At 64.2% G+C, this 19,922-nt stretch carries 21 protein-coding genes; 6 read left to right on the forward strand and 15 right to left on the reverse strand.

The features are described 5' to 3' along the window. Window positions 1-30 precede the first annotated feature (30 nt). Window positions 31-405 (reverse strand): CsbD family protein, encoded by a 375-nt coding sequence (locus NLM31_RS36020; RefSeq protein ID WP_254133999.1) that lies wholly within the window; start codon window positions 403-405, stop codon window positions 31-33. 62 nt (window positions 406-467) lie between these two features. After that, on the reverse strand, window positions 468-1,205 hold the full coding sequence (locus tag NLM31_RS36025) for an SDR family NAD(P)-dependent oxidoreductase (RefSeq protein ID WP_254134000.1): 738 nt from the start codon (window positions 1,203-1,205) through the stop codon (window positions 468-470). 98 nt (window positions 1,206-1,303) lie between these two features. Between NLM31_RS36025 and NLM31_RS36030 the strand changes: the two genes are divergently transcribed. Then, the gene (locus tag NLM31_RS36030) at window positions 1,304-2,083 is read left to right on the forward strand and encodes an SDR family NAD(P)-dependent oxidoreductase (RefSeq protein WP_254195310.1); all 780 of its coding nucleotides are present in this window, start codon (window positions 1,304-1,306) and stop codon (window positions 2,081-2,083) included. A gap of 97 nt (window positions 2,084-2,180) precedes the next feature. Continuing rightward, on the forward strand, window positions 2,181-3,068 hold the full coding sequence (locus NLM31_RS36035) for a TauD/TfdA family dioxygenase (protein ID WP_254195311.1): 888 nt from the start codon (window positions 2,181-2,183) through the stop codon (window positions 3,066-3,068). A gap of 189 nt (window positions 3,069-3,257) precedes the next feature. Here NLM31_RS36035 and NLM31_RS36040 read toward each other — a convergent pair whose 3' ends face one another. After that, a complete protein-coding gene (locus NLM31_RS36040) occupies window positions 3,258-3,893 on the reverse strand; it encodes a YqgE/AlgH family protein (RefSeq protein WP_254134003.1) in 636 nt (211 codons plus the stop codon). A 142-nt stretch (window positions 3,894-4,035) separates the two neighbouring features. On the opposite strand from NLM31_RS36040, the gene NLM31_RS36045 reads away from it, so the two are divergent. From NLM31_RS36045 to NLM31_RS36055, 3 genes are all read left to right on the forward strand, one after another. Further along, complete coding sequence (locus NLM31_RS36045; RefSeq protein WP_254195312.1) at window positions 4,036-4,875, forward strand: protein-disulfide reductase DsbD domain-containing protein; 840 nt, start codon at window positions 4,036-4,038, stop codon at window positions 4,873-4,875. 270 nt (window positions 4,876-5,145) lie between these two features. Further along, window positions 5,146-6,513, forward strand: coding sequence for an oligosaccharide flippase family protein (locus tag NLM31_RS36050; protein WP_375167518.1), 1,368 nt, complete (start codon window positions 5,146-5,148; stop codon window positions 6,511-6,513). A gap of 196 nt (window positions 6,514-6,709) precedes the next feature. Next, window positions 6,710-7,534: a sulfite exporter TauE/SafE family protein gene (locus NLM31_RS36055; protein WP_254195314.1), complete on the forward strand. Its 825-nt coding sequence runs from the start codon at window positions 6,710-6,712 to the stop codon at window positions 7,532-7,534. 143 nt (window positions 7,535-7,677) lie between these two features. Here the strand turns inward: NLM31_RS36055 and NLM31_RS36060 are convergent, their stop codons facing one another. From NLM31_RS36060 to cysG, 12 genes are all read right to left on the reverse strand, one after another. Further along, complete coding sequence (locus NLM31_RS36060; protein ID WP_200471838.1) at window positions 7,678-8,466, reverse strand: 3-hydroxybutyrate dehydrogenase; 789 nt, start codon at window positions 8,464-8,466, stop codon at window positions 7,678-7,680. Between the two features lies 1 nt (window position 8,467). Continuing rightward, on the reverse strand, window positions 8,468-9,643 hold the full coding sequence (locus NLM31_RS36065; protein WP_254134008.1) for a patatin-like phospholipase family protein: 1,176 nt from the start codon (window positions 9,641-9,643) through the stop codon (window positions 8,468-8,470). A 78-nt stretch (window positions 9,644-9,721) separates the two neighbouring features. Next, window positions 9,722-10,225 carry a CAP domain-containing protein gene (locus tag NLM31_RS36070; RefSeq protein WP_254134009.1) on the reverse strand — a complete coding sequence of 168 codons (504 nt, stop codon included), beginning with the start codon at window positions 10,223-10,225 and terminating at the stop codon, window positions 9,722-9,724. 90 nt (window positions 10,226-10,315) lie between these two features. After that, window positions 10,316-11,353: a sulfate/molybdate ABC transporter ATP-binding protein gene (locus tag NLM31_RS36075; RefSeq protein ID WP_254195315.1), complete on the reverse strand. Its 1,038-nt coding sequence runs from the start codon at window positions 11,351-11,353 to the stop codon at window positions 10,316-10,318. Then, window positions 11,343-12,254: a sulfate ABC transporter permease subunit CysW gene (gene cysW / locus NLM31_RS36080; RefSeq protein WP_254134011.1), complete on the reverse strand. Its 912-nt coding sequence runs from the start codon at window positions 12,252-12,254 to the stop codon at window positions 11,343-11,345. The genes NLM31_RS36075 and cysW overlap by 11 nt, the downstream gene beginning before the upstream one ends. A gap of 11 nt (window positions 12,255-12,265) precedes the next feature. After that, entirely contained in the window at window positions 12,266-13,102 is an 837-nt protein-coding gene (gene cysT, locus NLM31_RS36085) for a sulfate ABC transporter permease subunit CysT (RefSeq protein WP_309143714.1), read from the reverse strand. 33 nt (window positions 13,103-13,135) lie between these two features. Continuing rightward, complete coding sequence (locus NLM31_RS36090; protein WP_375143611.1) at window positions 13,136-14,149, reverse strand: sulfate ABC transporter substrate-binding protein; 1,014 nt, start codon at window positions 14,147-14,149, stop codon at window positions 13,136-13,138. 112 nt (window positions 14,150-14,261) lie between these two features. After that, window positions 14,262-14,987 (reverse strand): phosphoadenylyl-sulfate reductase, encoded by a 726-nt coding sequence (locus NLM31_RS36095; RefSeq protein ID WP_254195316.1) that lies wholly within the window; start codon window positions 14,985-14,987, stop codon window positions 14,262-14,264. After that, a complete protein-coding gene (locus tag NLM31_RS36100) occupies window positions 14,984-15,499 on the reverse strand; it encodes a DUF934 domain-containing protein (RefSeq protein ID WP_254195317.1) in 516 nt (171 codons plus the stop codon). The genes NLM31_RS36095 and NLM31_RS36100 overlap by 4 nt, the downstream gene beginning before the upstream one ends. Continuing rightward, on the reverse strand, window positions 15,486-17,141 hold the full coding sequence (locus NLM31_RS36105) for a nitrite/sulfite reductase (protein ID WP_254134015.1): 1,656 nt from the start codon (window positions 17,139-17,141) through the stop codon (window positions 15,486-15,488). The genes NLM31_RS36100 and NLM31_RS36105 overlap by 14 nt, the downstream gene beginning before the upstream one ends. An 11-nt stretch (window positions 17,142-17,152) precedes the next feature. Then, window positions 17,153-17,470 carry a DUF2849 domain-containing protein gene (locus NLM31_RS36110; RefSeq protein WP_092216576.1) on the reverse strand — a complete coding sequence of 106 codons (318 nt, stop codon included), beginning with the start codon at window positions 17,468-17,470 and terminating at the stop codon, window positions 17,153-17,155. Next, window positions 17,467-18,891, reverse strand: a complete 1,425-nt coding sequence (cysG, locus tag NLM31_RS36115) for a siroheme synthase CysG (RefSeq protein ID WP_254195318.1) — start codon at window positions 18,889-18,891, stop codon at window positions 17,467-17,469. Before cysG ends, NLM31_RS36110 begins: the two co-directional genes overlap by 4 nt. 236 nt (window positions 18,892-19,127) lie before the next feature. On the opposite strand from cysG, the gene cysD reads away from it, so the two are divergent. Continuing rightward, window positions 19,128-19,922 (forward strand): sulfate adenylyltransferase subunit CysD, encoded by a 795-nt coding sequence (gene cysD / locus NLM31_RS36120; RefSeq protein WP_254135527.1) that lies wholly within the window; start codon window positions 19,128-19,130, stop codon window positions 19,920-19,922.

Raw genomic sequence — 19,922 nt, forward strand, 5'->3', positions numbered from 1 at the left:
CTTCGCGCGCCCCGGAATGACGAGAAGCTATTAGCCGTAATAACGCCAGCGCGGCGGCGGGCGACGGGCGGGGCGCGACATCAGCAGCGCGAGCGCGAAGCCAATGCCACCGGCAATCAGCAGCGCACCGAGCGGATTGTCCTGCACCTTTTGCGAGATCGCCTGCGAGCCGCCGCGAAGGGTCTCGCCACTGTTCTCGTAGGCATCCTTGGCGTAGCTCGCAGCGGTGTCCGTGGCGTCGCGCACGGCGTCCTTCGCCTGGCCGTAGAGATTCTGCACCGTGCCGGCGGCTTCGCGCGCCTTGCCCGACGCCTGTGTCTGCGCATCGCCTGCCATGTCTCCGATGGCGCCTTCCGCACGTCCGGCGAATTCCTTGGCCGATCCGACGATCCTGTCCTTGTCCATGATGCTCCTCCTCGGGGGTCTGCCGGAGTAACCGATCAGGAGCAGCGCAGTTCCAGTGCGGCTTAGAGAATAAGCCCGCCATCAACGACCAGTGTCTGGCCGATGATGTAGGACGACAGCGGCGAGGCCAGGAACAGCGCCGCGCCCGCCATGTCGGCCGGCGTGCCCAATCGCCGCAGCGGAATGCGCAAAAGTGCACCTTCGAGCCGCTTGGGATTGTCGGTTGTCACCTTCGTCATCTTGGTGTCGACCAGACCGGGCGCGATGCCGTTGACGCGGATGCCATCCTCGGCCCAGGCCTCGCCCAAAGTCCGCGTCAATCCGACCGCGCCGGTCTTCGAGGCGTTGTAGGCGGGATTGCCCATGGTGGAATGATAGGCGGCGGTCGAGGACACCATGATCAGCGCGCCCTTGGAGTCCCGCAACATGGAATGAAACCGCGTCGCGCACGCCATCAGGCTCATCAGGTTGACCTCGACGACCTTGCGGAAGCCCGCCATCTCGAACTCGCCGCGGCGATAGATCACAGCACCTTGCGCCAGCACCAGAATGTCGAGCTTGTCGAAGGACGGCTTGAACGCTTCGATCGCACTGGGGTTGCTGACATCGAGCTGCGCGTAGGCCAGGCCGCTGAGATCAGAGCCTTCCTCTACCGAATATTCCGTCGCACGAGCGCGCGTGCCGCAAACCGCGACGTCCGCGCCTCTCGCGCGAAAGGCTTGCGCGATGCCGTTGCCGATACCGCTGGAACCACCGACGACCAGCACCTGCTTGCCGGAGAAATCGAGCTCGTTTGCCATCGCGGCCTCCCCTTTTGTTTTGCTTGTTTGACCTGTCTGCGGATCGATGCCAGCCTTGTCAATCTCATAACAAGAAACAAGAGACGCGAGGAAACAGCATGTCCGAATTCAAGCAGCTCAGCCGCTCCGTGAAGGGCCTGACCGTTCTCGTCACCGGCGCAGCCAGCGGCATGGGGCGCGCGACTGCGCGCGTGTTCGCCACTGAGGGCGCGAATGTCGCCGCGACCGACTATGACGAGCAAGGCGCGCTAGCGATCGCGAAGGAGATCGCAGCGAGCGGTGGTTCGGCGAAGGCGTGGAAGTTAGATGTCGCCGACGGCGGCGAGATCAGGCGCGTGGTCGACGATGTCGCCGCACATTTCGGCGGGCTCGACGTTGTCGTCAACAATGCCGGCATCTCCGTCCGCGTCGCGATCGACGACGAGGCTTACGAAGACGCCTGGGCCAAGGGCATCGCGGTGATGCTGACGGCGCATCCGCGCATCATCCGCGCCGCATTGCCTCACTTGCGCAAGTCGAACAGCCCGCGCATCGTCAACATCGCGTCGACCGAAGCGCTTGGCGCCACCGCATTGCACAGTCCCTATTCTGCGGCGAAGGGCGGTGTCGCCAGCCTCACCCGCTCGCTCGCGGTCGAGCTCGGCCGCGAAGGCATAACCGTCAACTGCATCTGCCCGGGGCCGATCCGCACCGCCATCACCGACCGGATCTCCGAGGAGCACAAGACAATTTACGCCAAGCGCCGCACCGCACTCGGTCGTTACGGCGATCCCGAGGAAGTCGCACATATGACGCTGAGCCTGTGCCTGCCGGCGGCGTCGTTCCTGACGGGTGCGGTCATTCCCGTCGACGGCGGGTTGATGGCGCGCAACGCGTGAGAGCCATGCGCGGCGAGCGTTGACAACGACGGGTGCCGGAGTAGCTTTTTCATCGACAGAGCGGGACCAACCGCTCGCGGTTTGCGGGAGAGACGCCATGACGATCGCCATCCGGCAGCTTCAGAAGCATTTTGTCGGCGAGGTTTCCGGCCTCGACCTGCGGAATCCGCTCACACCGGATGAGGCCCGCGAAGTCGAGTCTGCCATGGACACATACGCGGTGCTCGTCTTCCACGACCAGGACATCTCCGACGAGCAGCAGATGGCCTTCGCGCTGAATTTCGGTCAACGCGAGGATGCACGCGGCGGCACGGTGACGAAGGAAAAGGACTACCGGCTCCAGTCCGGCCTCAACGACGTCTCCAATCTCGGCAAGGACGGCAAGCCGCTCGCCAAGGACAGCCGCACGCATCTGTTCAACCTCGGCAACTGCCTGTGGCATTCCGACAGCTCGTTCCGCCCGATCCCGGCCAAATTCTCGCTGCTGTCGGCGCGCGTGGTGAACCCGAAGGGCGGCAACACCGAATTCGCCGACATGCGCGCGGCCTATGACGCACTCGATGACGAGACCAAGGCCGAGATCGACGATCTCGTCTGCGAGCATTCGCTAATGTATTCGCGCGGCTCGCTCGGCTTCACCGAATATACCGACGACGAGAAGGCCATGTTCAAGCCGGTGCTGCAGCGGCTGGTGCGGACGCATCCGGTGCATCGCCGCAAGTCGCTGTATCTCTCATCGCATGCCGGCAAGATCGTCAGCATGAGCGTGCCGGAGGGGCGGTTGTTGCTGCGCGATCTCAACGAGCACGCGACGAACGCGGAATTCGTCTACGTCCACAAATGGAGGCTGCATGACCTCGTGATGTGGGACAACCGCCAGACCATGCACCGCGTCCGCCGCTACGACCAGTCCCAGCCCCGCGACATGCGCCGCGCGACAGTGGCCGGGACCGAGCCGACGGTGCAGCAGCAGGCGGCGGAGTAGGTGCGGCACATTCCGCTGTCGTCCCGGACAAGCGAAGCGCTGCTCAGCAACTGGCGTCATCGCCCGGCTTGACCGGGCGATCCAGTACTCCGAGACGGTTGTGATGGAGGCGATGGGCCGCAGCGTACTGGATGCCCCGGTCAAGCCGGGGCATGACAGGGGAGAGCGCTGCGACAGCGCGGCGATCCGCTACGCGTGCCCCGCCTCGTTCGACAGCATGCCGGGATCAATCCCGATCTTGCGCAGGGCGCGGCCGTATTTCTCGTCGACATCGTCGCCGAAGATCAGATCCGCATCGGCGTCGCAGTGCAGCCAGCCATTGCTCTGGATCTCGGTCTCGAGCTGGCCTGGCGCCCAGCCGGCATAGCCGAGCGCGAGGATGGCGTGCTTGGGGCCGGAGCCGTTGGCGATCGCGCGCAGGATGTCGACGGTCGCGGTGAGGCAGACGCCGTCGTCGATCCGCAGCGTCGCGTGCTCGATGTAGAAGTCGCTGGAATGCAGCACGAAGCCGCGACCGGTGTCGACCGGGCCGCCGGCCAGCACCTTCATGCTTTCGGCATTCTGGGGCAGCTTGATGTGCTCGCCCTTCTTGACGATGCCAAGCTGCTCGAGCAGTTCCGGGAAATCGATGCTGCCGGCCGGATGATTGACGATGATGCCCATCGCGCCCTCGGCCGAATGCGCGCAAAGATAGATCACCGAGCGCTCAAAGCGGGAGTCGCCCATGACAGGCATCGCGATCAGGAGCCGGCCGTCGAGATAACCGGCCGAACTGGGGAGCCCGCTGCGGGTGCTTTCGCCCGTCCTCTTGCCTGTGGGAGCCATGGATGAAGCACTCCGGTTTCAATTCCTATCCTGATGTCGGGCCGCGCCGCTGTCAAATCAAGGCTTGCAGAGACCAGATTCAAGTGCATCCATCACAAGCAATTCAATGGTTTGCCCCGAAACGACCCTGTAAAGACGTGCCATGTTGACAAGAGTTCCCCTGCAAGCGGCGATTGGCGTCGCGACAACCTTGCTTGCGTCGTTGTTGGCGATGGGCGCCCACGCCGACGACGCTTCACTGTGGCAGCGCGACGGACATTCCGCGGTGCGATTGCTCGCGGGATCGCGTAGCGGCGCGGTCCTGCTCGGCGGTATCGCGTTCCAGCTGCAACCCGGCTGGAAGACCTATTGGCGCATGCCCGGCGATTCAGGCGTGCCGCCGCGGTTCGACTTCTCCAAGTCGGACAATGTCGAAGCGGTGACCGTGATGTGGCCGGCGCCGCTGAAATTCGACGACGGCGCAGGCGGTCATTCGATCGGCTATCACGACCAGATCGTGCTGCCCTTGCGCATCGTGGCCAAGGCTGCCGACAAGCCGGTGACGCTGCGCGCCGAGATCAACTACGCTGTCTGCGAAAAGCTCTGCATTCCCGTCGAGGCCAATGTCGAGCTCGGCTTCAACAACGTCGCCTCGACCGAGGACGCCAATCTGCGCACGGCCCTCGACACCGTGCCGAAGCCCGCCACCATCGGCGATCCCAATCCGCTAACCATTCGCGACGTCAAGCGCGACGGCCCCAAGAACGTGGTGGTCGACGTCGTTGCGCCCGCGGACAGCAAGGTCAATCTGTTCGTGGAAGGGCCGACGCCCGAATGGTCGTTGCCGATTCCAGACCTGGTCGAGCACACCCCGCCCGGCGTGAAGCGGTTTTCCTTCGAGCTCGACGGATTGCCGCCGGGCGTCAAGCCCGACGGTGCAGCGCTGAAGTTCACGCTGGTCGGGCCGGAGAAATCGTACGAGTTCAATACGAATTTGGAGTAGCCCGGGCTGTCGCGGCACTCTCAGCTGTCGTCCCGGACAAGCGAAGCGCCGATCCGGGACCCATACGCCGCAGCAATAGTTTTGCGAAGGCTCGGAGTTGCCAGCGAGCACCACACTGCTCCCTGTGGTTATGGGTCCCGGCCTTCGCCGGGACGACAGCGGGGGTTGGCGCGACACCAAGGACAGCACGCCCCACCCAACCGAATCTTAACGAATGGTTGCTAATCCCGAGCCCGCCGCAGCACGCGGAACGCCCGGGGATTCCCAGAATTGGCCGTGATGGATGCAGAACCCGTAACGACCGGACCGGCCGGGCTGATCGCGCGGCTGCGCGCCAGGCTGACCGGCGGTTCGAGCGAAGCGTCGCTGACGCGGCGGCTGGCCGGCACCATCTTCATCATTCGCGTGATCAGCGCGGGACTTGCCTATTTCTCGCAGGTCCTGCTCGCGCGCTGGATGGGGACATCCGACTACGGCATTTATGTCTATGTCTGGACCTGGGTGCTGCTGCTCGGCAGCATGATGGATTTTGGTATCTCGGCGTCCGCGCAAAAAATCATTCCGGAATATCGCGCCAGCGGTGACCATGCGCTGCTGCGCGGCTTTCTCTCGGGCAGCCGTTGGCTGACCTTCGCCTTCTCCACGCTGGTGTCGCTGGGACTCGCCGGCGTCGTCAAGCTGCTGTCGCCCTGGATCAATCCGGCCGAAGAGCTGCCACTCTATATCGGCTGCATGACGCTGCCCGCCTTCGTCGTCGCCAACACCCAGGACGGCATCGCGCGCTCGCATGACTGGATGCAGCTCGGCCTGATGCCGCAGTTCATCATCCGCCAGGCGCTGATCATCGGCATCACCGCCGGTGCCTTCCTGCTCGGCTATCATCTCGGCGCGATCGCCGCGATGGTGGCGAGCGCCGGCGCGGTCTGGATCGCGATGACCGGGCAGATGGTGGTGCTGAACCGCAAGCTCGCCGAGCACATCGCGCCCGGCCCCAAGGCCTATGACGTCAGTGGCTGGCTCGCGGTGTCGCTGCCGATCCTGCTGGTCGAAAGTTTCTACCTGCTCCTGTCCTACACGGACGTGCTGGTGCTGCAGCAGTTCCGCCCGTCCGACGAGGTCGGCGTCTACTTTGCTGTCGTCAAGACGCTGGCATTGGTCTCGTTCATTCATTACGCGATGTCGGCGACGACCGCGCATCGCTTCGCGGAATACAACGCGCTCGGCGACAAGGCGCGGCTGTCGGCCTATGTCGCGCACGCCATCAACTGGACGTTCTGGCCGTCGCTGGCGGCGACCGCCGTGCTGCTCGCACTCGGCAAGCCCCTGCTCTGGCTGTTCGGGCCGCAATTCGTCGTCGGCTACGACATCATGTTCGTCGCCGCCATCGGCCTCGTGGTGCGTGCCGCCATCGGCCCGGTGGAGCGCCTGCTCAACATGCTGGGCCAGCAGAAGATCTGCGCGCTGGCCTACGCCCTGGCGTTCGTGATGAACGTCGTGCTCTGCATCGCGCTGGTGCCACGCTTCGGCGGCCACGGCGCCGCGGCCGCGACCTCGATCTCGCTCACCTTCGAGACGGTACTGCTGTTCTGGATCGTGCGGCAGCGCCTGGGGCTGCACGTCCTGGCGTTTGGTAAATAGGTACGACGCGCCCGTCCCTGCCCGCGCCCCCGGGGAACGGCTGTCTCGCAACGCACCCGGGGACAGCGCGAATTGCCTGCCCTTTTCCATCTCAGAGCACAATTTTTCTTATTCCACCCAAGAGGTTGCGCCTCAGGGGAAATTTATTCTACGTCTTATTGCCCAACTGACGAGATAAATCTAGATTTCCCCAACCATGATTGATCCGCTTTACGTCGCCTCGGGATTCGGCGTCGGCCTGCTTGTCGGGCTGACCGGCGTAGGAGGCGGCTCGTTGATGACGCCGCTGCTGATCCTGCTGTTCGGCATCCACCCGACCACCGCCGTCGGCACCGACCTGCTCTACGCCGCTGCCACCAAGACCGGCGGTAGCGTGGTCCATGGCTGGTCGCGCAGCGTGCACTGGCCGGCCGTGCTGCGGCTCGCCTGCGGCAGCATCCCGGCAAGTGCGCTGACGCTGCTGGTGCTGTGGAAGCTCGATCTCAGAAGCGATGCCGAGCGCAACCTCGTCAACCTGGTGCTGTGCTTCGCGCTGATCCTGACTGCGACATCGCTGATCTTCCGCAGGTCGATCATGGAGCGCTATCGCCGGCGCATGGAGCAGGTCAGCGAGCGCACCACGGTGATTGCGACCGTCGTCACCGGAATCGTGCTCGGCGTGCTGGTCTCGATTTCATCGGTCGGTGCCGGTGCGGTCGGCGTGACCGTGCTGCTGCTGCTCTACCCGCGCCTGCCGATGGCAACCATCGTCGGCTCCGACATCGCCCACGCCGTGCCGCTGACGCTGGTGGCCGGCATCGGACACTGGATGCTCGGCTCGGTCGACTGGGGGCTGATGGGCGTGCTGCTGCTGGGCTCGCTGCCCGGCATCATCATCGGCAGCTACAGCGCGACGCGCGTGCCGGAGACGGTGCTGCGCCTGACGCTCGCCAGCGTCCTTGTCGTCGTCGCCGGCAAGATCATGTTCGCGGAGCTGAACCTGCAATCCGCGATCGTGACGGCTCTGGCCTGGAGCCATTGAGACTCGACCAGGCGCTCTACTCTCGCTGTCGTCGCCCGGCTTGACCGGGCGACCCAGTATTCCAGAGACAGCCGTGATTGAACCGAGACGCCGCGGCGTACTGGATGCCCCGGTCAAGCCGGGGCATGACAGTGTATGCCCCCTTACTCCGCGGTCCAGCCGCCGTCGATCGACAGGTTGGTACCCGTGATCTGCGCGGCATCGTCGCTGCACAGGAACAGCGCCAGCGCTGCGACCTGCTCGGACGTGACGAACTCCTTGGTCGGCTGGGCGTCGAGCAGCACGTCGTTGATGACCTGCTCGCGGGTGAGGTTGCGGGCCTTCATCGTATCCGGGATCTGCTTCTCCACCAGCGGCGTCCAGACATAGCCGGGGCTGATGCAGTTGCAGGTGATCTTGTTGGTCGCGACTTCCAGCGCCACGGTCTTGGTCAGGCCGGCGATGCCGTGCTTGGCCGACACATAGGCCGACTTGAAGGGCGAGGCGACCAGCGAGTGTGCCGACGCGGTGTTGATGATGCGGCCCCAGCCCTTCTTCTTCATGCCGGGGACGGCGGCGCGGATGGCGTGGAAGGCCGAGGACAGGTTGATCGCGATGATCTGGTCCCACTTCTCCGGCGGAAACTCCTCGATCGGCGAGACGAACTGGATGCCGGCATTGTTGACGAGGATATCGACCGAGCCGAACGACTTCTCGCCGAGCGCGATCATCCCGGCGATCTCGGCCGGCTTGGTCATGTCGGCGGGCGAGTAGACCGCCTTCACGCCGAAATCGGACTCGATCTTGGCGCGCTCCTTCTCGATGTCCTCCGGCGAGCCGAAGCCGTTGATGACGACATTGGCGCCGGCAGCCGCAAAGGCACGCGCATAGGCGAGCCCGATGCCGCTGGTCGAACCGGTCACGACGGCGTTCTTGCCTGACAGAGTACCCATATTATTCGCTCCTTTTTGGCGGGGGCGCGGTGACGTCCCCCGTGAGATCGTAGGTCACCATGGTCTCGCCGGACTGCGGCTTCTCGAGCCAGTCCTTGTGACGCATCGACAGATGCACGTCGCGCACGCCGCTTTCCCAATGCTCGACCATGGCGACATGCGAGAAGTCGTAGTCCTTGGACGAGGATTCGTAATTCTTGCTGCGATAGATCAGGTGCACCACGGTGACCGTACTCTCACGTGCAACCTTCGCAAGGAACTCGACCGAAGGGTCGTTCTTGAGATAATCGGGCAATTTCGAAATCAGGTCGCGCACGGCGCGGCGGGCGTTGTGCAGCTGCTTGTTCTTGTCAGTGTTCATCCGGGTGCGGCTGGAGAAGCGGATGTCCTTCTCGCGCTCGGTGGCCTCGAGCAGCGAGTTCGGCAGGTCGCCACGCGCACTGAACAGATCGACCTGGAAGATCAGCATGTCGCGATCGACCTCGGCATCGAGCACGAAGTCGAGCGGCGTGTTGGAGGCGATGCCGCCGTCCCAATAATGCTCGCCCTCGATCACGACCGACGGAAAGCCCGGCGGCAGCGCGCCGGAGGCCATGATGTGCTCGGGGCCGATTTTCTTGCCGAGCTTCTTGAACTCGTAATTGTCGAAATATTTGAAGTTGCCGGAGGTGACGCCGACCGCGCCGACCGACAAGCGCGTCTTCAAATCGTTGATGCGATCGAAATCGACCAGCCGTTCCAGCGTCTTCTTCAACGGCGCGGTGTCGTAATAGCTCTCGGCCTGCGGACTGCCCGGCGGCCAGAGCGGCGCCGGCGGCAGGCGCGGCGTGAAAAAGCCGGGCACGCCGAAGGTCGCGATCAGCGCGGCGCTGGTGGAATTGAACAGCTCGCGGCTGTGATCGCTCTTGCCGAGAGGCTTCCACGGCACCGGCGCGGACACCATCTCCCAGAATTCCTTGAGCCGCTTGACGCGGATGTGGCCCTCATTGCCGGCGATGATGGCGGCATTGACCGCACCGATCGAAATGCCGGCAACCCATTCCGGTTCGAAATCGAAATGGCACAGCGCCTGATAGGCGCCGGCCTGATAGGAGCCGAGCGCGCCGCCGCCCTGGAGAACCAGGACGCGCTGCGCCTTCGCGGGGACTGTTGCGACTTCCGGGCTATGATCTGTCATTCGGGAACAATAGCAAAAGGCGAGCCACCGTGGCGACAGTCTGCCGCGGCGTCAATGCATCCCGGGATCAAGTCTGGCTTATCGGGGGTCGGTCGACGCCAGGATCATGGTCCAGAACACCTTGTATTTGGTGCCCGGAGCATAGCCCGCCGCTATGCCCAATTTTGTGACACCGCCCTTGAGCATGTTGGCGCGGTGCGGGGGCGAGTCGCGCCAGCCGGAAAACGCTTCCGCCAGCGTATGATAGCCGGCCGAGATGTTCTCGACCGCCACGGTCGCGGGATAGCCGCCGGCGGCAAGGCGCTTGGCGAGCGGCGCGCGGACGTCATGGTCCATCTTGTTGGCGGCAGCCATGGCGTTGGACTGGGATTCGGCGAGCCGCATCAGATCGGGGTCGACGATGACGGTGCCGAGGCCGTTGTTCTGGCGGTATTGCGAGATCATGATCGCGGCCGCCGGCGCATCGAGCTTGGCGCCCGGGACCGACATATCGGCATACATCGACGGCTGCTGGACCGGCGCTTCGTTGCCGGCGCAGCCGGCGAGAAGCAAAGTGATGAGTATTGCGGCCGCAGCGCGCATGAATCGAGGCCCCCAAAGGAAGGGCCGTTGTTGCATACCAACCGTGGCTGAAAGGTGAATTTTGAGGAAAATTCACCCTGTTAAGGCACCTCAGGCGCCCGCAAATATGCGGTAGCGGCGGGGCTCGAGGCCGATCGTGTCGCCGGCGCGCAGTTCCCGGTCACGAGGGGCGTCGATCTCGATGGTCTCGCCGCCTGACAATGCGACCTCGGCTCGCTGCACGGGACCGAAATTGCGGACATGCTGGACCGCGCCCTCGAAGGCACCCGAGCCTGGCGGGCCGACCAGCATGTCGTGTCGCCGCACGAACAGCTTTGACGCGCCAGACGCAAGCCCGTCCGCCGCAAGATTGAGCGGACGATCGCCGAGCCTGACGACGCCGCCCTCGACCTGGACCGGCAGCTCGATGGATTCGCCGATGAAGCCGTGCACGAAGGCGGTCGCCGGCGTCTCGTAGACGTCGTCGGGCGAGCCGACCTGTTCGATCCTGCCCTTGTCCATGACGACGACACGGTTGGCGACTTCGAGCGCCTCCTCCTGGTCGTGGGTGACGAAGATCGAGGTGACGTTGATCTCTTGATGCAGCGAGCGCAGCCATTTGCGCAGCTCCTTCCGCACCTTCGCATCGAGCGCGCCGAAGGGCTCGTCGAGCAGCAGGATGCGCGGCTCGATCGCGAGCGCGCGGGCGAGCGCGATGCGCTGGCGTTGGCCGCCGGAGAGCTGGCTCGGATAGCGGTCGGCGAGCCAGTCGAGCTGCACGAGGTCGAGCAGCTCCTTCACGCGCCTGCGGATCGTCGCTTCGTCCTTGCGGATCGCGCGCGGTTGCACGCGCAGGCCAAAGGCGACGTTCTCGAACACGCTCATGTGGCGGAACAGCGCGTAGTGCTGGAACACGAAGCCGACATTGCGTTCGCGCGCACCTTGCGCCAGCGCATCCTCACCGTTGAAGGCGACTTCGCCCGAGTCGGGCCAGTCGAGGCCGGCGATGATCCGCAGCAGCGTGGTCTTGCCGGAGCCGGAGGGGCCGAGCAGCGCGAGCAGCTCGCCGTCATTGACCTTGAGGTCGACGCCGTCGAGCGCAGCAAAGCTGCCGAACCTCTTGACGAGATTTTTGACTTCAATGGTCATTGACGTCGTGTCCTTCGTCGAGATGACGTTCGAGAATGGTCTTGGCGATCAGCGTGATCAGCGCCAGCATCGCGAGCAGCGAGGCGATCGCGAATGCGGCGACGAACTGGTACTCGTTGTAGAGAATCTCGACCAGCAGCGGCATGGTATTGGTCTCGCCGCGGATATGGCCGGAGACGACCGAGACCGCACCGAACTCGCCCATCGCGCGCGCATTGCAGAGCAGGACGCCGTAGAGCACGCCCCATTTGATGTTGGGCAGCGTGACACGGAAAAAGGTCTGCAAGCCGGAGGCGCCGAGCGAGATCGCGGCCTCTTCTTCTTGCGTGCCCTGCTCCTGCATCAAGGGGATCAGCGCGCGCGCCACGAAGGGGAAGGTCACGAAGGTGGTGGCGAGCGCGATGCCGGGCACCGCGAACAGGATCTGGATGTCGTGATCCCTGAGCCAGCCGCCGAAATAGCCCTGCGCGCCGAACAGCAACACGAAGACCAGACCCGAGATGACCGGGCTCACCGAGAACGGCAGGTCGATCAGCGTGATCAGGAAGGTTTTCCCGCTGAACTCGAACTTGGCGATCGCCCAGGCGGCGACGAGGCCGAACACGAGGTTGAGACCGACCGAGATCGCCGCGACCAACAGTGTCAGCTTGATCGCAGCCAGCGCCTCCGGCTCGGCGAGCGCATTGAAATAGGCCAAAACACCCCGCGAGAAAGCCTGCGCGAACACCAGCACCAGCGGCAGCACGACGAAGACTGAGAGGAACGCGATCGCCAGCACGATGATGGCGATGCGGACGGCCTTGGGCTCGGTGCGGAGATTGTTGCGCGCGGCGGCCGCGTGGACGCGCGCCTTCGCCTCGGGCGAGGTGAGCGAAACGGAATCGGCGATCTGCATCGTCATCGCATACCGCCCTAGTGCACCGGGACCCGGTTCTGCGCCCAGCGCTGCAACCGGTTGACCGCGAAGATGATGACGAAGGAGACGACCAGCATGACCACGGCAATGGCCGTGGCATCGGCGTAACGGAATTCGGAGAGCCGGATCACGATCAGCAGCGGCGCGATCTCGGAGACATTAGGCAGATTGCCGGCAATGAAGATCACCGAGCCGTATTCGCCGACCGCGCGCGCAAAGGCGAGCGCGAGACCGGTAAGCAGCGCCGGCGCAAGCGAGGGCAGGATCACGCGGATGATGGTCTGCCAGCGGCTGGCCCCCAGGCTGCCCGCGGCCTCCTCGATCTCCGGATCGAGATCCTGCAGCACCGGCTGCACGGTGCGCACCACGAAGGGAATGCCGATGAAGATCATGGCGACGAAGATGCCGAGCGGCGTGAACGCGACCTTGATGCCGAGCGCGGCAAGCGGCGCGCCGAGCCAGCCCTTCTCGGCGAACAGCGACGTCAGCGCGACGCCGGCCACCGCCGTCGGCAGCGCAAAGGGCACGTCGACGATGGCGTCGAAGATTCGCCGGCCGGGAAAACGGTAGCGCACCAGTGCCCAGACGATGATGCTGCCCATCACGAGGTTGACGCAGGCCGCTGCAAAGGCGAGGCCGAATGAGACCCGCAAAGCATTCAGTGTGCGGCGGCTGGAGAGGATGGCCCAGAACTGATCGAAGCTGAGCTCGGTGGATCGCAGGAACAGCCCGGCGAGCGGAATCAGGATGATGACGGACAGCCAGGTCAGCGTCAGTCCCATCGTGAGACCGAAACCCGGAAGAGTCCGTCGTCGTGCTGCGATTACGCTCACCAGGCCCCCTACTGCCGTTCCGACAGCGCCCGATCAGTTCTTGTAGATCTGATCGAAGACGCCGCCGTCGGCAAAATGTTCCTTCTGCGCCTTGGTCCAGCCGCCGAACACGTCGTCGATCGTGAACAGCTCGACCTTTGCAAAGGAGTTTTCATACTTTTTAGCGATCTCGGCATCGCGCGGACGGTAGAAGTTGCGCGCGGCAATTTCCTGTCCTTCCTTGGTGTACCAGTACTGGAGATAGGCATCGGCGACGTTGCGGGTGCCCTTCTTGTCGGCAACCTTGTCGACGATCGCGACCGGCGGCTCGGCCAGGATCGACAGCGGCGGCGCCACGATCTCGAATTTCTCCGGACCGAATTCCTTCAGCGCGAGATAGGCCTCGTTCTCCCAGGCGAGCAGCACGTCGCCAACGCCGCGCTCGACGAAGGTCACGGTGGCGCCGCGTGCGCCGGTGTCGAGCACCGGCACCTGTTGATAGAGCTTGCCGACGAAGTCCTTGGCCTTGTCGGCCGAACCGAACTTCTTCTGCGCAAAGCCCCAGGCTGCCAGGTAGTTCCAGCGCGCACCGCCCGAGGTCTTCGGGTTCGGCGTGATCACGGCGACGCCCGGCTTGAGCAGATCGTCCCAGTCCTTGATGCCCTTGGGATTGCCCTTGCGCACCAGGAACACGATCGTCGACGTGTAGGGTGATGAATTCTGCGGCAGCCGCTTCTGCCAATCGGCTGCAATGAGGCCCTTACCGGCGATGGCATCGATGTCATAGGCGAGCGCGAGCGTCACCACATCGGCCTGCAATCCGTCGATCACGGCGCGCGCCTGCGAGCCGCTGCCGCCATGCGACTGCTTGATCTCGACGCTCTTGCCGGTCTCCTTCTGATAGGCGTTCGCGAACGCCTTGTTGAACTCGACATAGAGTTCGCGCGTCGGATCATACGACACGTTCAAGAGGTTGATATCGGCAGCGAGAGCCGCGCTAGCCAAGAATCCCGTCGTGAGAAGTCCTGCAGCGAGCGGAACGATACGGCGCATCATGTCCATCTCCATTCACTTCGACGACGCCAATGTCGGCAAAGGCATGCAGGCGAAACTCATGGCGAAACGCACTCAAGTCAACGGAACCGGATTTTCTTGTTCGAAGCGGGGCAGCTTGCCTGTGCTACGAAGCCTTCATCGTGTGGATGCCGCATTCTGTCTTGGCCCGGCCACGCCAGCGACCCGCGCGCTCATCCTCGCCCTCGGCCGTTCTGCTCGTGCAAGGCATACACCCAACCGAGCGAAAACCAGACGCCGCAAGGGGGTGACGCGGCAATTTGGCGCGGATGAAAATCGCTTCGAGTTCCTCGCGCGAGACGTTGGCGAACGGGTTGAACTTCAACCGCGCACCATCGTCCTCGACGACAGGAATGTCGGCGCGCAAATTGCCCTGAAAGCGCTTGCGGCCGTTAAGCCAGGCCGAAAACGGCTTCAGCGCGCGCGCCAGCGGTTCGACCTTGCGGATACGGCAGCAGGCGTCGGGATCGGAGAACCAGAGGTCGCGTTCGGGATCGTCGCGCGTCAGCGTCTCTTCCGCCGGCTTGATGGAGCGGACGTCCTTCAAGCCGAGCGTCGCAATCAGCGTATCGCGATAGGCCAGCGTCTCCTCGAACAGCCAGCCGGTGTCGAGAAAGATCACCGGGATGGCCGGATCGACATCCGCCATGACCTTGAGCAGCGTCGCCGATTCCGTCCCGAAGGACGACACCAGCGCAAGCTTCTCGCGCCCGACGGCTTTGAGCGCCGCCGCGATGACTTCTGCAGGAGAGGCGTCGCGCAAGGCGCGATCGAGCTCCGCCGCCGAAGGCAGCGTCGAGACGGATGAGACCTGGGGCGCGATCGCGTTCACGTGCCGACACCCTCGGAGTGACGCAACTGCATGCGCCGGTGCAGCGCCGTGATCCGGCCGTCGCCGGTCGGCTGGTAGAACACCGAGTAGCGCTTCGCGGTCTGCATGAACGCTTCCGCGTCCGCCTGCTTCTTCACCTCGAAGGAATCGAAGCCGGCGCGCAGCATGAACACGAACTGATCGCGCAGGATCTGGCCCGTCGCGCGCAAATCGCCGCGATAGTTGTAGCGCTCGCGCAGCAGCCGTGCCTGGCTGTAGGCGCGCCCGTCCCGAAAGGTCGGGAACACCAGCGCAACCGTCGCCACCTTGCCGAGATACGGCACCAGCTCGTCGATGTCGCGGTTGTTCGGCCAGATCACGCCGACCTTGCCGGCGCGCTTGAGCAACGCGTCGGCCTCGCCGATGAAACGCTCGGCCGGCACCAGGATGTCGCCGCTCTCGGGCAGCGGGGTGTCGACGGCCAGCTTGACGAAGCTGTCGTCGATGATTTTTCCGCCGTTAACGAGTGGCATAGACGCGCTCCTTGAAGGGTTCGACGCCGAGGCGTTTTACGGTGTCGATAAACAGCTCCTCCGGCCGCTCGCGCAGCGCCAGATACGCTTCCACGACGTCCTCGATGACATCGGCGACCTCGTCGAACTTGACGCCGGGGCCGATCAGATTGCCCAGCGCAGCACCCTCGTCGGCGCGGCCGCCGATGGTGATCTGGTAGACCTCCTCGCCGTTCTTCTCGACGCCGAGAATGCCGATATGGCCGACATGGTGGTGACCGCAGGCGTTGATGCAGCCGGAGATGTTGATGTGCAGCCGCCCGATCAGATTGGCGAGCTCATGGTTGGCGAAGCGCCGCGTCAGCTCCTGCGCGATCGGAATCGAGCGCGCGTTGGCCAGCGAGCAATAATCCAGACCCGGGCAGGCGATGATGTCGGTAATCAGATTGACGTTCGGCGTCGCTAGCCCGAGCTTGTCGAGCGCCTTCCACAGCGCCGGCAGGTCGCGCTTGGCAACATGGGGCAGCGCCAGATTCTGCTCGTGGCCGACGCGGATCTCCCCGAAGGAATATTTGTCGGCGAGATCGGCCAGCGCATCCATCTGTTCGGCCGTGGCATCGCCCGGAGGCGCGCCGATCGGCTTCAGCGAGATCGTGACGATCGAGTAGCCCTGCACCTTGTGCGGCGCCACCGAGTTCTTGCGCCACGCCTCGAAGTCGGCGTCGGCCGCAGCCTGACGCAGCTCGTCCGGCATGTGCGGCAGCTTCTCGTAAGCGGGATAGCTGAAGCGCGAGCGGATGTCCTCGATCACCTCGTCGTCGATCTGGAGCGAGGAATTGCGGATGTGCTGCCACTCCTCCTCGACCTCTCGCGAGAATTTCTCGATGCCGAGCTCGTGCACCAGGATCTTGATGCGCGCCTTGTAGATGTTGTCGCGGCGGCCGTACTGATTGTAGACGCGCAGGATCGCCTCGATATAGCTGAGGATATCGCGGCCGTGCACGAAGTGCTTGATGGTCTTGCCGATGAACGGCGTGCGGCCAAGACCGCCGCCAACGAGCACCTCGAAGCCGGTCTCGCCCTTTTCGTTCTTGATCAGCTTCAGACCGATGTCGTGGATCTTGATCGCGGCGCGGTCATGGTCCGACGCCGTGATCGCGATCTTGAACTTGCGCGGCAGGAACGAGAATTCCGGATGCAGCGTGGTGTGCTGGCGGATCAGCTCGGACCAGATGCGCGGATCCTCGATCTCACCGGGCGCGACGCCGGCCCACTGGTCCGAGGTGACGTTGCGCATGTTGTTGCCGGAGGTCTGCATCGCATGGATGCCGACCTTGGCGAGATCTTCCAGCGCGTCCGGCAGCTCGGCGAGCTTGATCCAGTTGAACTGGATGTTCTGCCGCGTGGTGAAGTGGCCATAGCCGCGGTCGTATTTGCGCGCGACATGGGCGAGCGCCCGCAACTGGTTCGTCGCCAGCGTGCCGTACGGAATGGCAACGCGGAACATGTAGGCGTGCAGTTGCAGGTAGACGCCGTTCTGCAGGCGCAGGATCTTGAATTCGTCCTCGGTGAGCTCGCCCGAGAGGCGGCGTTTCACCTGGTCGCGGAATTCCGAGACGCGCTCATTGACGAGCGTGCGGTCGATTTCATCGTAAGCATACATCAGAGAGTGCCTTAAGCCTGGGCCGACGACCCGATGGTCACGCCGGTGCGGCGGATCTGTTCGCGCAGATTGCCGGGTTCGATCTTGCCGTCCGCGCCGACCTGCACCGGTGCGATATAGGGACCAATCGCGCCGACGTCATCGGCGACCGACTCCGCAAGCAACGCCTTCGCTTCGTCCGAGTTGCGCACGATCGCGGCTTCCGACAGGTCCGCAGACCAGCTCTTGGCGGCAGTGCGATACACCACGATGCCGTCCCAGGTGCGGTTGGCAGTCACCACCGAAGGGCCGGCGATTTTGATTTTCTTCTGTTCAAGCGGAGAGGTCATTCGGCTGCATCCAATAGGTCAGAGATGATTTGCTTTGGAGATTGGCGATGAAGCGAGCCGGCATGCCGGACCACGTCACCGATGATGAGAATGGCGGGACCACCATGGGTCTGCCGCACAAGTTCGGGCAAGTCGCGCAGCGTGCCGATTGCGCCCTGCGCATCCGGCCGCGTGACGCGGGCGAACACGCCGACCGGCGTCTCCGGAGAACGGCCAGCGGCGAACAGGCCGGCGCGTATCGCGGGCGCAGCGGTCATGCCCATGTAGACCACGACGGTCATCCTGGTGTCGGTCAGCGTCGACCAATCCACCGTCTCCGCGTCGCGCGCCTTGTGCGCGGTGAGGAAGGTGATGCGGGTCGCTTCGTGACGGAAAGTGAGCGGCACCTCGAAATCCGCGGCGCCGCCGAGGCCAGCGGTGATACCGGGGATGATCGAATAGGCAACACCAGCCGCGCGCAGCGCTTCCACCTCTTCGCCGCCGCGGCCGAACACGAAGGGATCGCCGCCCTTCAGCCGCACGACGCGCTGGCCGGCTTGCGCGGCCTCGATCATGCGCTTGTTGATGGCGTCCTGGCCGATGCCGGGTTTGCCGACACGGCGGCCGACCGCAACGCGCGTGGTATCGCGGCGGATGCGGTCGAGAATGTCGGGCGAGACCAGCTCGTCGTGGAAGACGATATCGGCATCCTGCAGCGCGCGCAGCGCCTTGATCGTGAGGAGATCGGGATCGCCGGGGCCGGCACCGACCAACGCGACCGAGCCTTCCGGCTTGTCGGCGCGCGCGAATGCGGTCGGATCGGAAATCTGCTTGAGCGCTGCATCAGCCTCGCCCTTGCGGCCGGCCAACACAGCGGCGCCGATCGGGCCGTCGATGACGCGCTCCCAGAAGCGGCGGCGCAGCGGGAACTCGGCAATGCGCTCGTTGATCGATTTGCGAAAGCCGCCGATGAACTCGGCGAGCTCGCCGATGCGCGCGGGCAGCAGCGCCTCGATCTTCTCGCGCACGCGCCGCGCCACCACCGGTGACGTTCCGCCGGTACCGACTGCGACCACGACATCGCCGCGATCGACGATGGCCGGGAAGATGAAGCTGGAGTGTTCGAGATCATCCATGACGTTGACGGGCAGCCCGAGCGACTTCGCCCGCGCCGACATCGCCACACCGACATCGCCAGCGCCCGCACAGACAATGGCGATGACGCCTGCGAGATCGGCCGTGAACGGATCGACGGTCGCGATCTCGACACGCGCCGCATCGTCAGAACTCAGGCCCAGCTCATGATTGCCGTCGATCGCATGCACGCGGAGGCGCGCACCGGCGGCCGCGAGCACGCGCAGCTTGGCGCGCAAAAGCTCACCCGCGCCGATGAGGACCACCGGACCGGCCTTGAGATCGAGGAACACCGGCAAGAACCGCATGCGATACTCGCTTCCCCCACATCCGGGGTTGACTGGAATTATTTTCTATATATGTGTCGTTTCGAGCGCGCAAAGAGAAAATTTTTTCTTCTCTTCTGCACCGCAACTATAGAAAATTCGCCTCCAAACGCAAAGTGGCAGAGATGCATCTTCTCAGGACCGATTCCGGTGCAGATGGACGGGACTCCCAAGCCCCCGTTTCCGAGCAAATTCCCGTCGCGCTGACCGCCCCCAGCATGGACCATCTCGACCAGCTGGAAGCGCAGAGCATCTACATCTTCCGCGAGGCTTTCGCCCGTCTGAAGAAGATCGCCCTGCTGTGGTCGCTCGGCAAGGACTCCAACGTGATGATCTGGCTGGCGCGCAAGGCGTTCTTCGGCCGCCTGCCCTTCCCGGCCCTTCACGTCGACACCGGCAAGAAGTTTCCGGAGATGTATCGGTTCCGCGATCATTACGGCAAAGAGTGGGAGCTCGATCTGCGCGTCGAGCCCTGCCCGCCGATCGATGCCGTCGACCCAACGCTGCCGCCGGCCGCGCGTTCCGCCGCGCGCAAGACCGAAGGCCTCAAGATGGCGCTGGCCAAATACGGCTTTGACGGCCTGATCGCAGGCATTCGCCGCGACGAGGAAGCCACCCGCGCCAAGGAGCGCGTGTTCTCGCCGCGGGGTCTCGAAGGCAATTGGGACGTGCGCGACCAGCCGCCGGAATTCTGGGATCATTTCAACGCATCGCCGCCGCAAGGCGCGCATCTGCGCATCCATCCGATCCTGCATTGGACCGAGGCCGACATCTGGGCCTACACCAAGCGCGAGAACATCCCGATCATCCCGCTCTACCTCGCCAAGGACGGCAAGCGCTATCGCTCGCTGGGCGATCAGGACATCACCAATCCGGTCGCTTCGACGGCAACGAACATCGACGAGATCCTGGCCGAGCTCGAGCAGACCAAGGTGCCGGAGCGCGCCGGCCGCGCGCTCGACCACGAGACCGAGGACGCTTTCGAGCGCCTGCGCGTCGCCGGCTATCTCTGA

The sequence above is a fragment of the Bradyrhizobium sp. CCGUVB4N genome (assembly GCF_024199945.1).
Taxonomy (GTDB): Bacteria; Pseudomonadota; Alphaproteobacteria; order Rhizobiales; family Xanthobacteraceae; genus Bradyrhizobium.

Bases quoted from the DNA above. Each gene is read 5' to 3' on its own strand.
- NLM31_RS36045 (WP_254195312.1), top strand. From the start codon at position 4,036: ATGTTGACAAGAGTTCCCCTGCAAGCGGCGATTGGCGTCGCGACAACC.
- NLM31_RS36075 (WP_254195315.1), bottom strand. From the start codon at position 11,353: ATGACCATTGAAGTCAAAAATCTCGTCAAGAGGTTCGGCAGCTTTGCT.
- cysD (WP_254135527.1), top strand. From the start codon at position 19,128: ATGGACCATCTCGACCAGCTGGAAGCGCAGAGCATCTACATCTTCCGC.
- NLM31_RS36035 (WP_254195311.1), top strand. From the start codon at position 2,181: ATGACGATCGCCATCCGGCAGCTTCAGAAGCATTTTGTCGGCGAGGTT.
- NLM31_RS36040 (WP_254134003.1), bottom strand. From the start codon at position 3,893: ATGGCTCCCACAGGCAAGAGGACGGGCGAAAGCACCCGCAGCGGGCTC.
- NLM31_RS36060 (WP_200471838.1), bottom strand. From the start codon at position 8,466: ATGGGTACTCTGTCAGGCAAGAACGCCGTCGTGACCGGTTCGACCAGC.
- NLM31_RS36020 (WP_254133999.1), bottom strand. From the start codon at position 405: ATGGACAAGGACAGGATCGTCGGATCGGCCAAGGAATTCGCCGGACGT.
- NLM31_RS36055 (WP_254195314.1), top strand. From the start codon at position 6,710: ATGATTGATCCGCTTTACGTCGCCTCGGGATTCGGCGTCGGCCTGCTT.
- cysG (WP_254195318.1), bottom strand. From the start codon at position 18,891: ATGCGGTTCTTGCCGGTGTTCCTCGATCTCAAGGCCGGTCCGGTGGTC.
- NLM31_RS36105 (WP_254134015.1), bottom strand. From the start codon at position 17,141: ATGTATGCTTACGATGAAATCGACCGCACGCTCGTCAATGAGCGCGTC.
- NLM31_RS36065 (WP_254134008.1), bottom strand. From the start codon at position 9,643: ATGACAGATCATAGCCCGGAAGTCGCAACAGTCCCCGCGAAGGCGCAG.
- NLM31_RS36100 (WP_254195317.1), bottom strand. From the start codon at position 15,499: ATGCCACTCGTTAACGGCGGAAAAATCATCGACGACAGCTTCGTCAAG.
- NLM31_RS36070 (WP_254134009.1), bottom strand. From the start codon at position 10,225: ATGCGCGCTGCGGCCGCAATACTCATCACTTTGCTTCTCGCCGGCTGC.
- NLM31_RS36030 (WP_254195310.1), top strand. From the start codon at position 1,304: ATGTCCGAATTCAAGCAGCTCAGCCGCTCCGTGAAGGGCCTGACCGTT.
- NLM31_RS36110 (WP_092216576.1), bottom strand. From the start codon at position 17,470: ATGACCTCTCCGCTTGAACAGAAGAAAATCAAAATCGCCGGCCCTTCG.
- cysW (WP_254134011.1), bottom strand. From the start codon at position 12,254: ATGACGATGCAGATCGCCGATTCCGTTTCGCTCACCTCGCCCGAGGCG.
- NLM31_RS36025 (WP_254134000.1), bottom strand. From the start codon at position 1,205: ATGGCAAACGAGCTCGATTTCTCCGGCAAGCAGGTGCTGGTCGTCGGT.
- NLM31_RS36090 (WP_375143611.1), bottom strand. From the start codon at position 14,149: ATGGAGATGGACATGATGCGCCGTATCGTTCCGCTCGCTGCAGGACTT.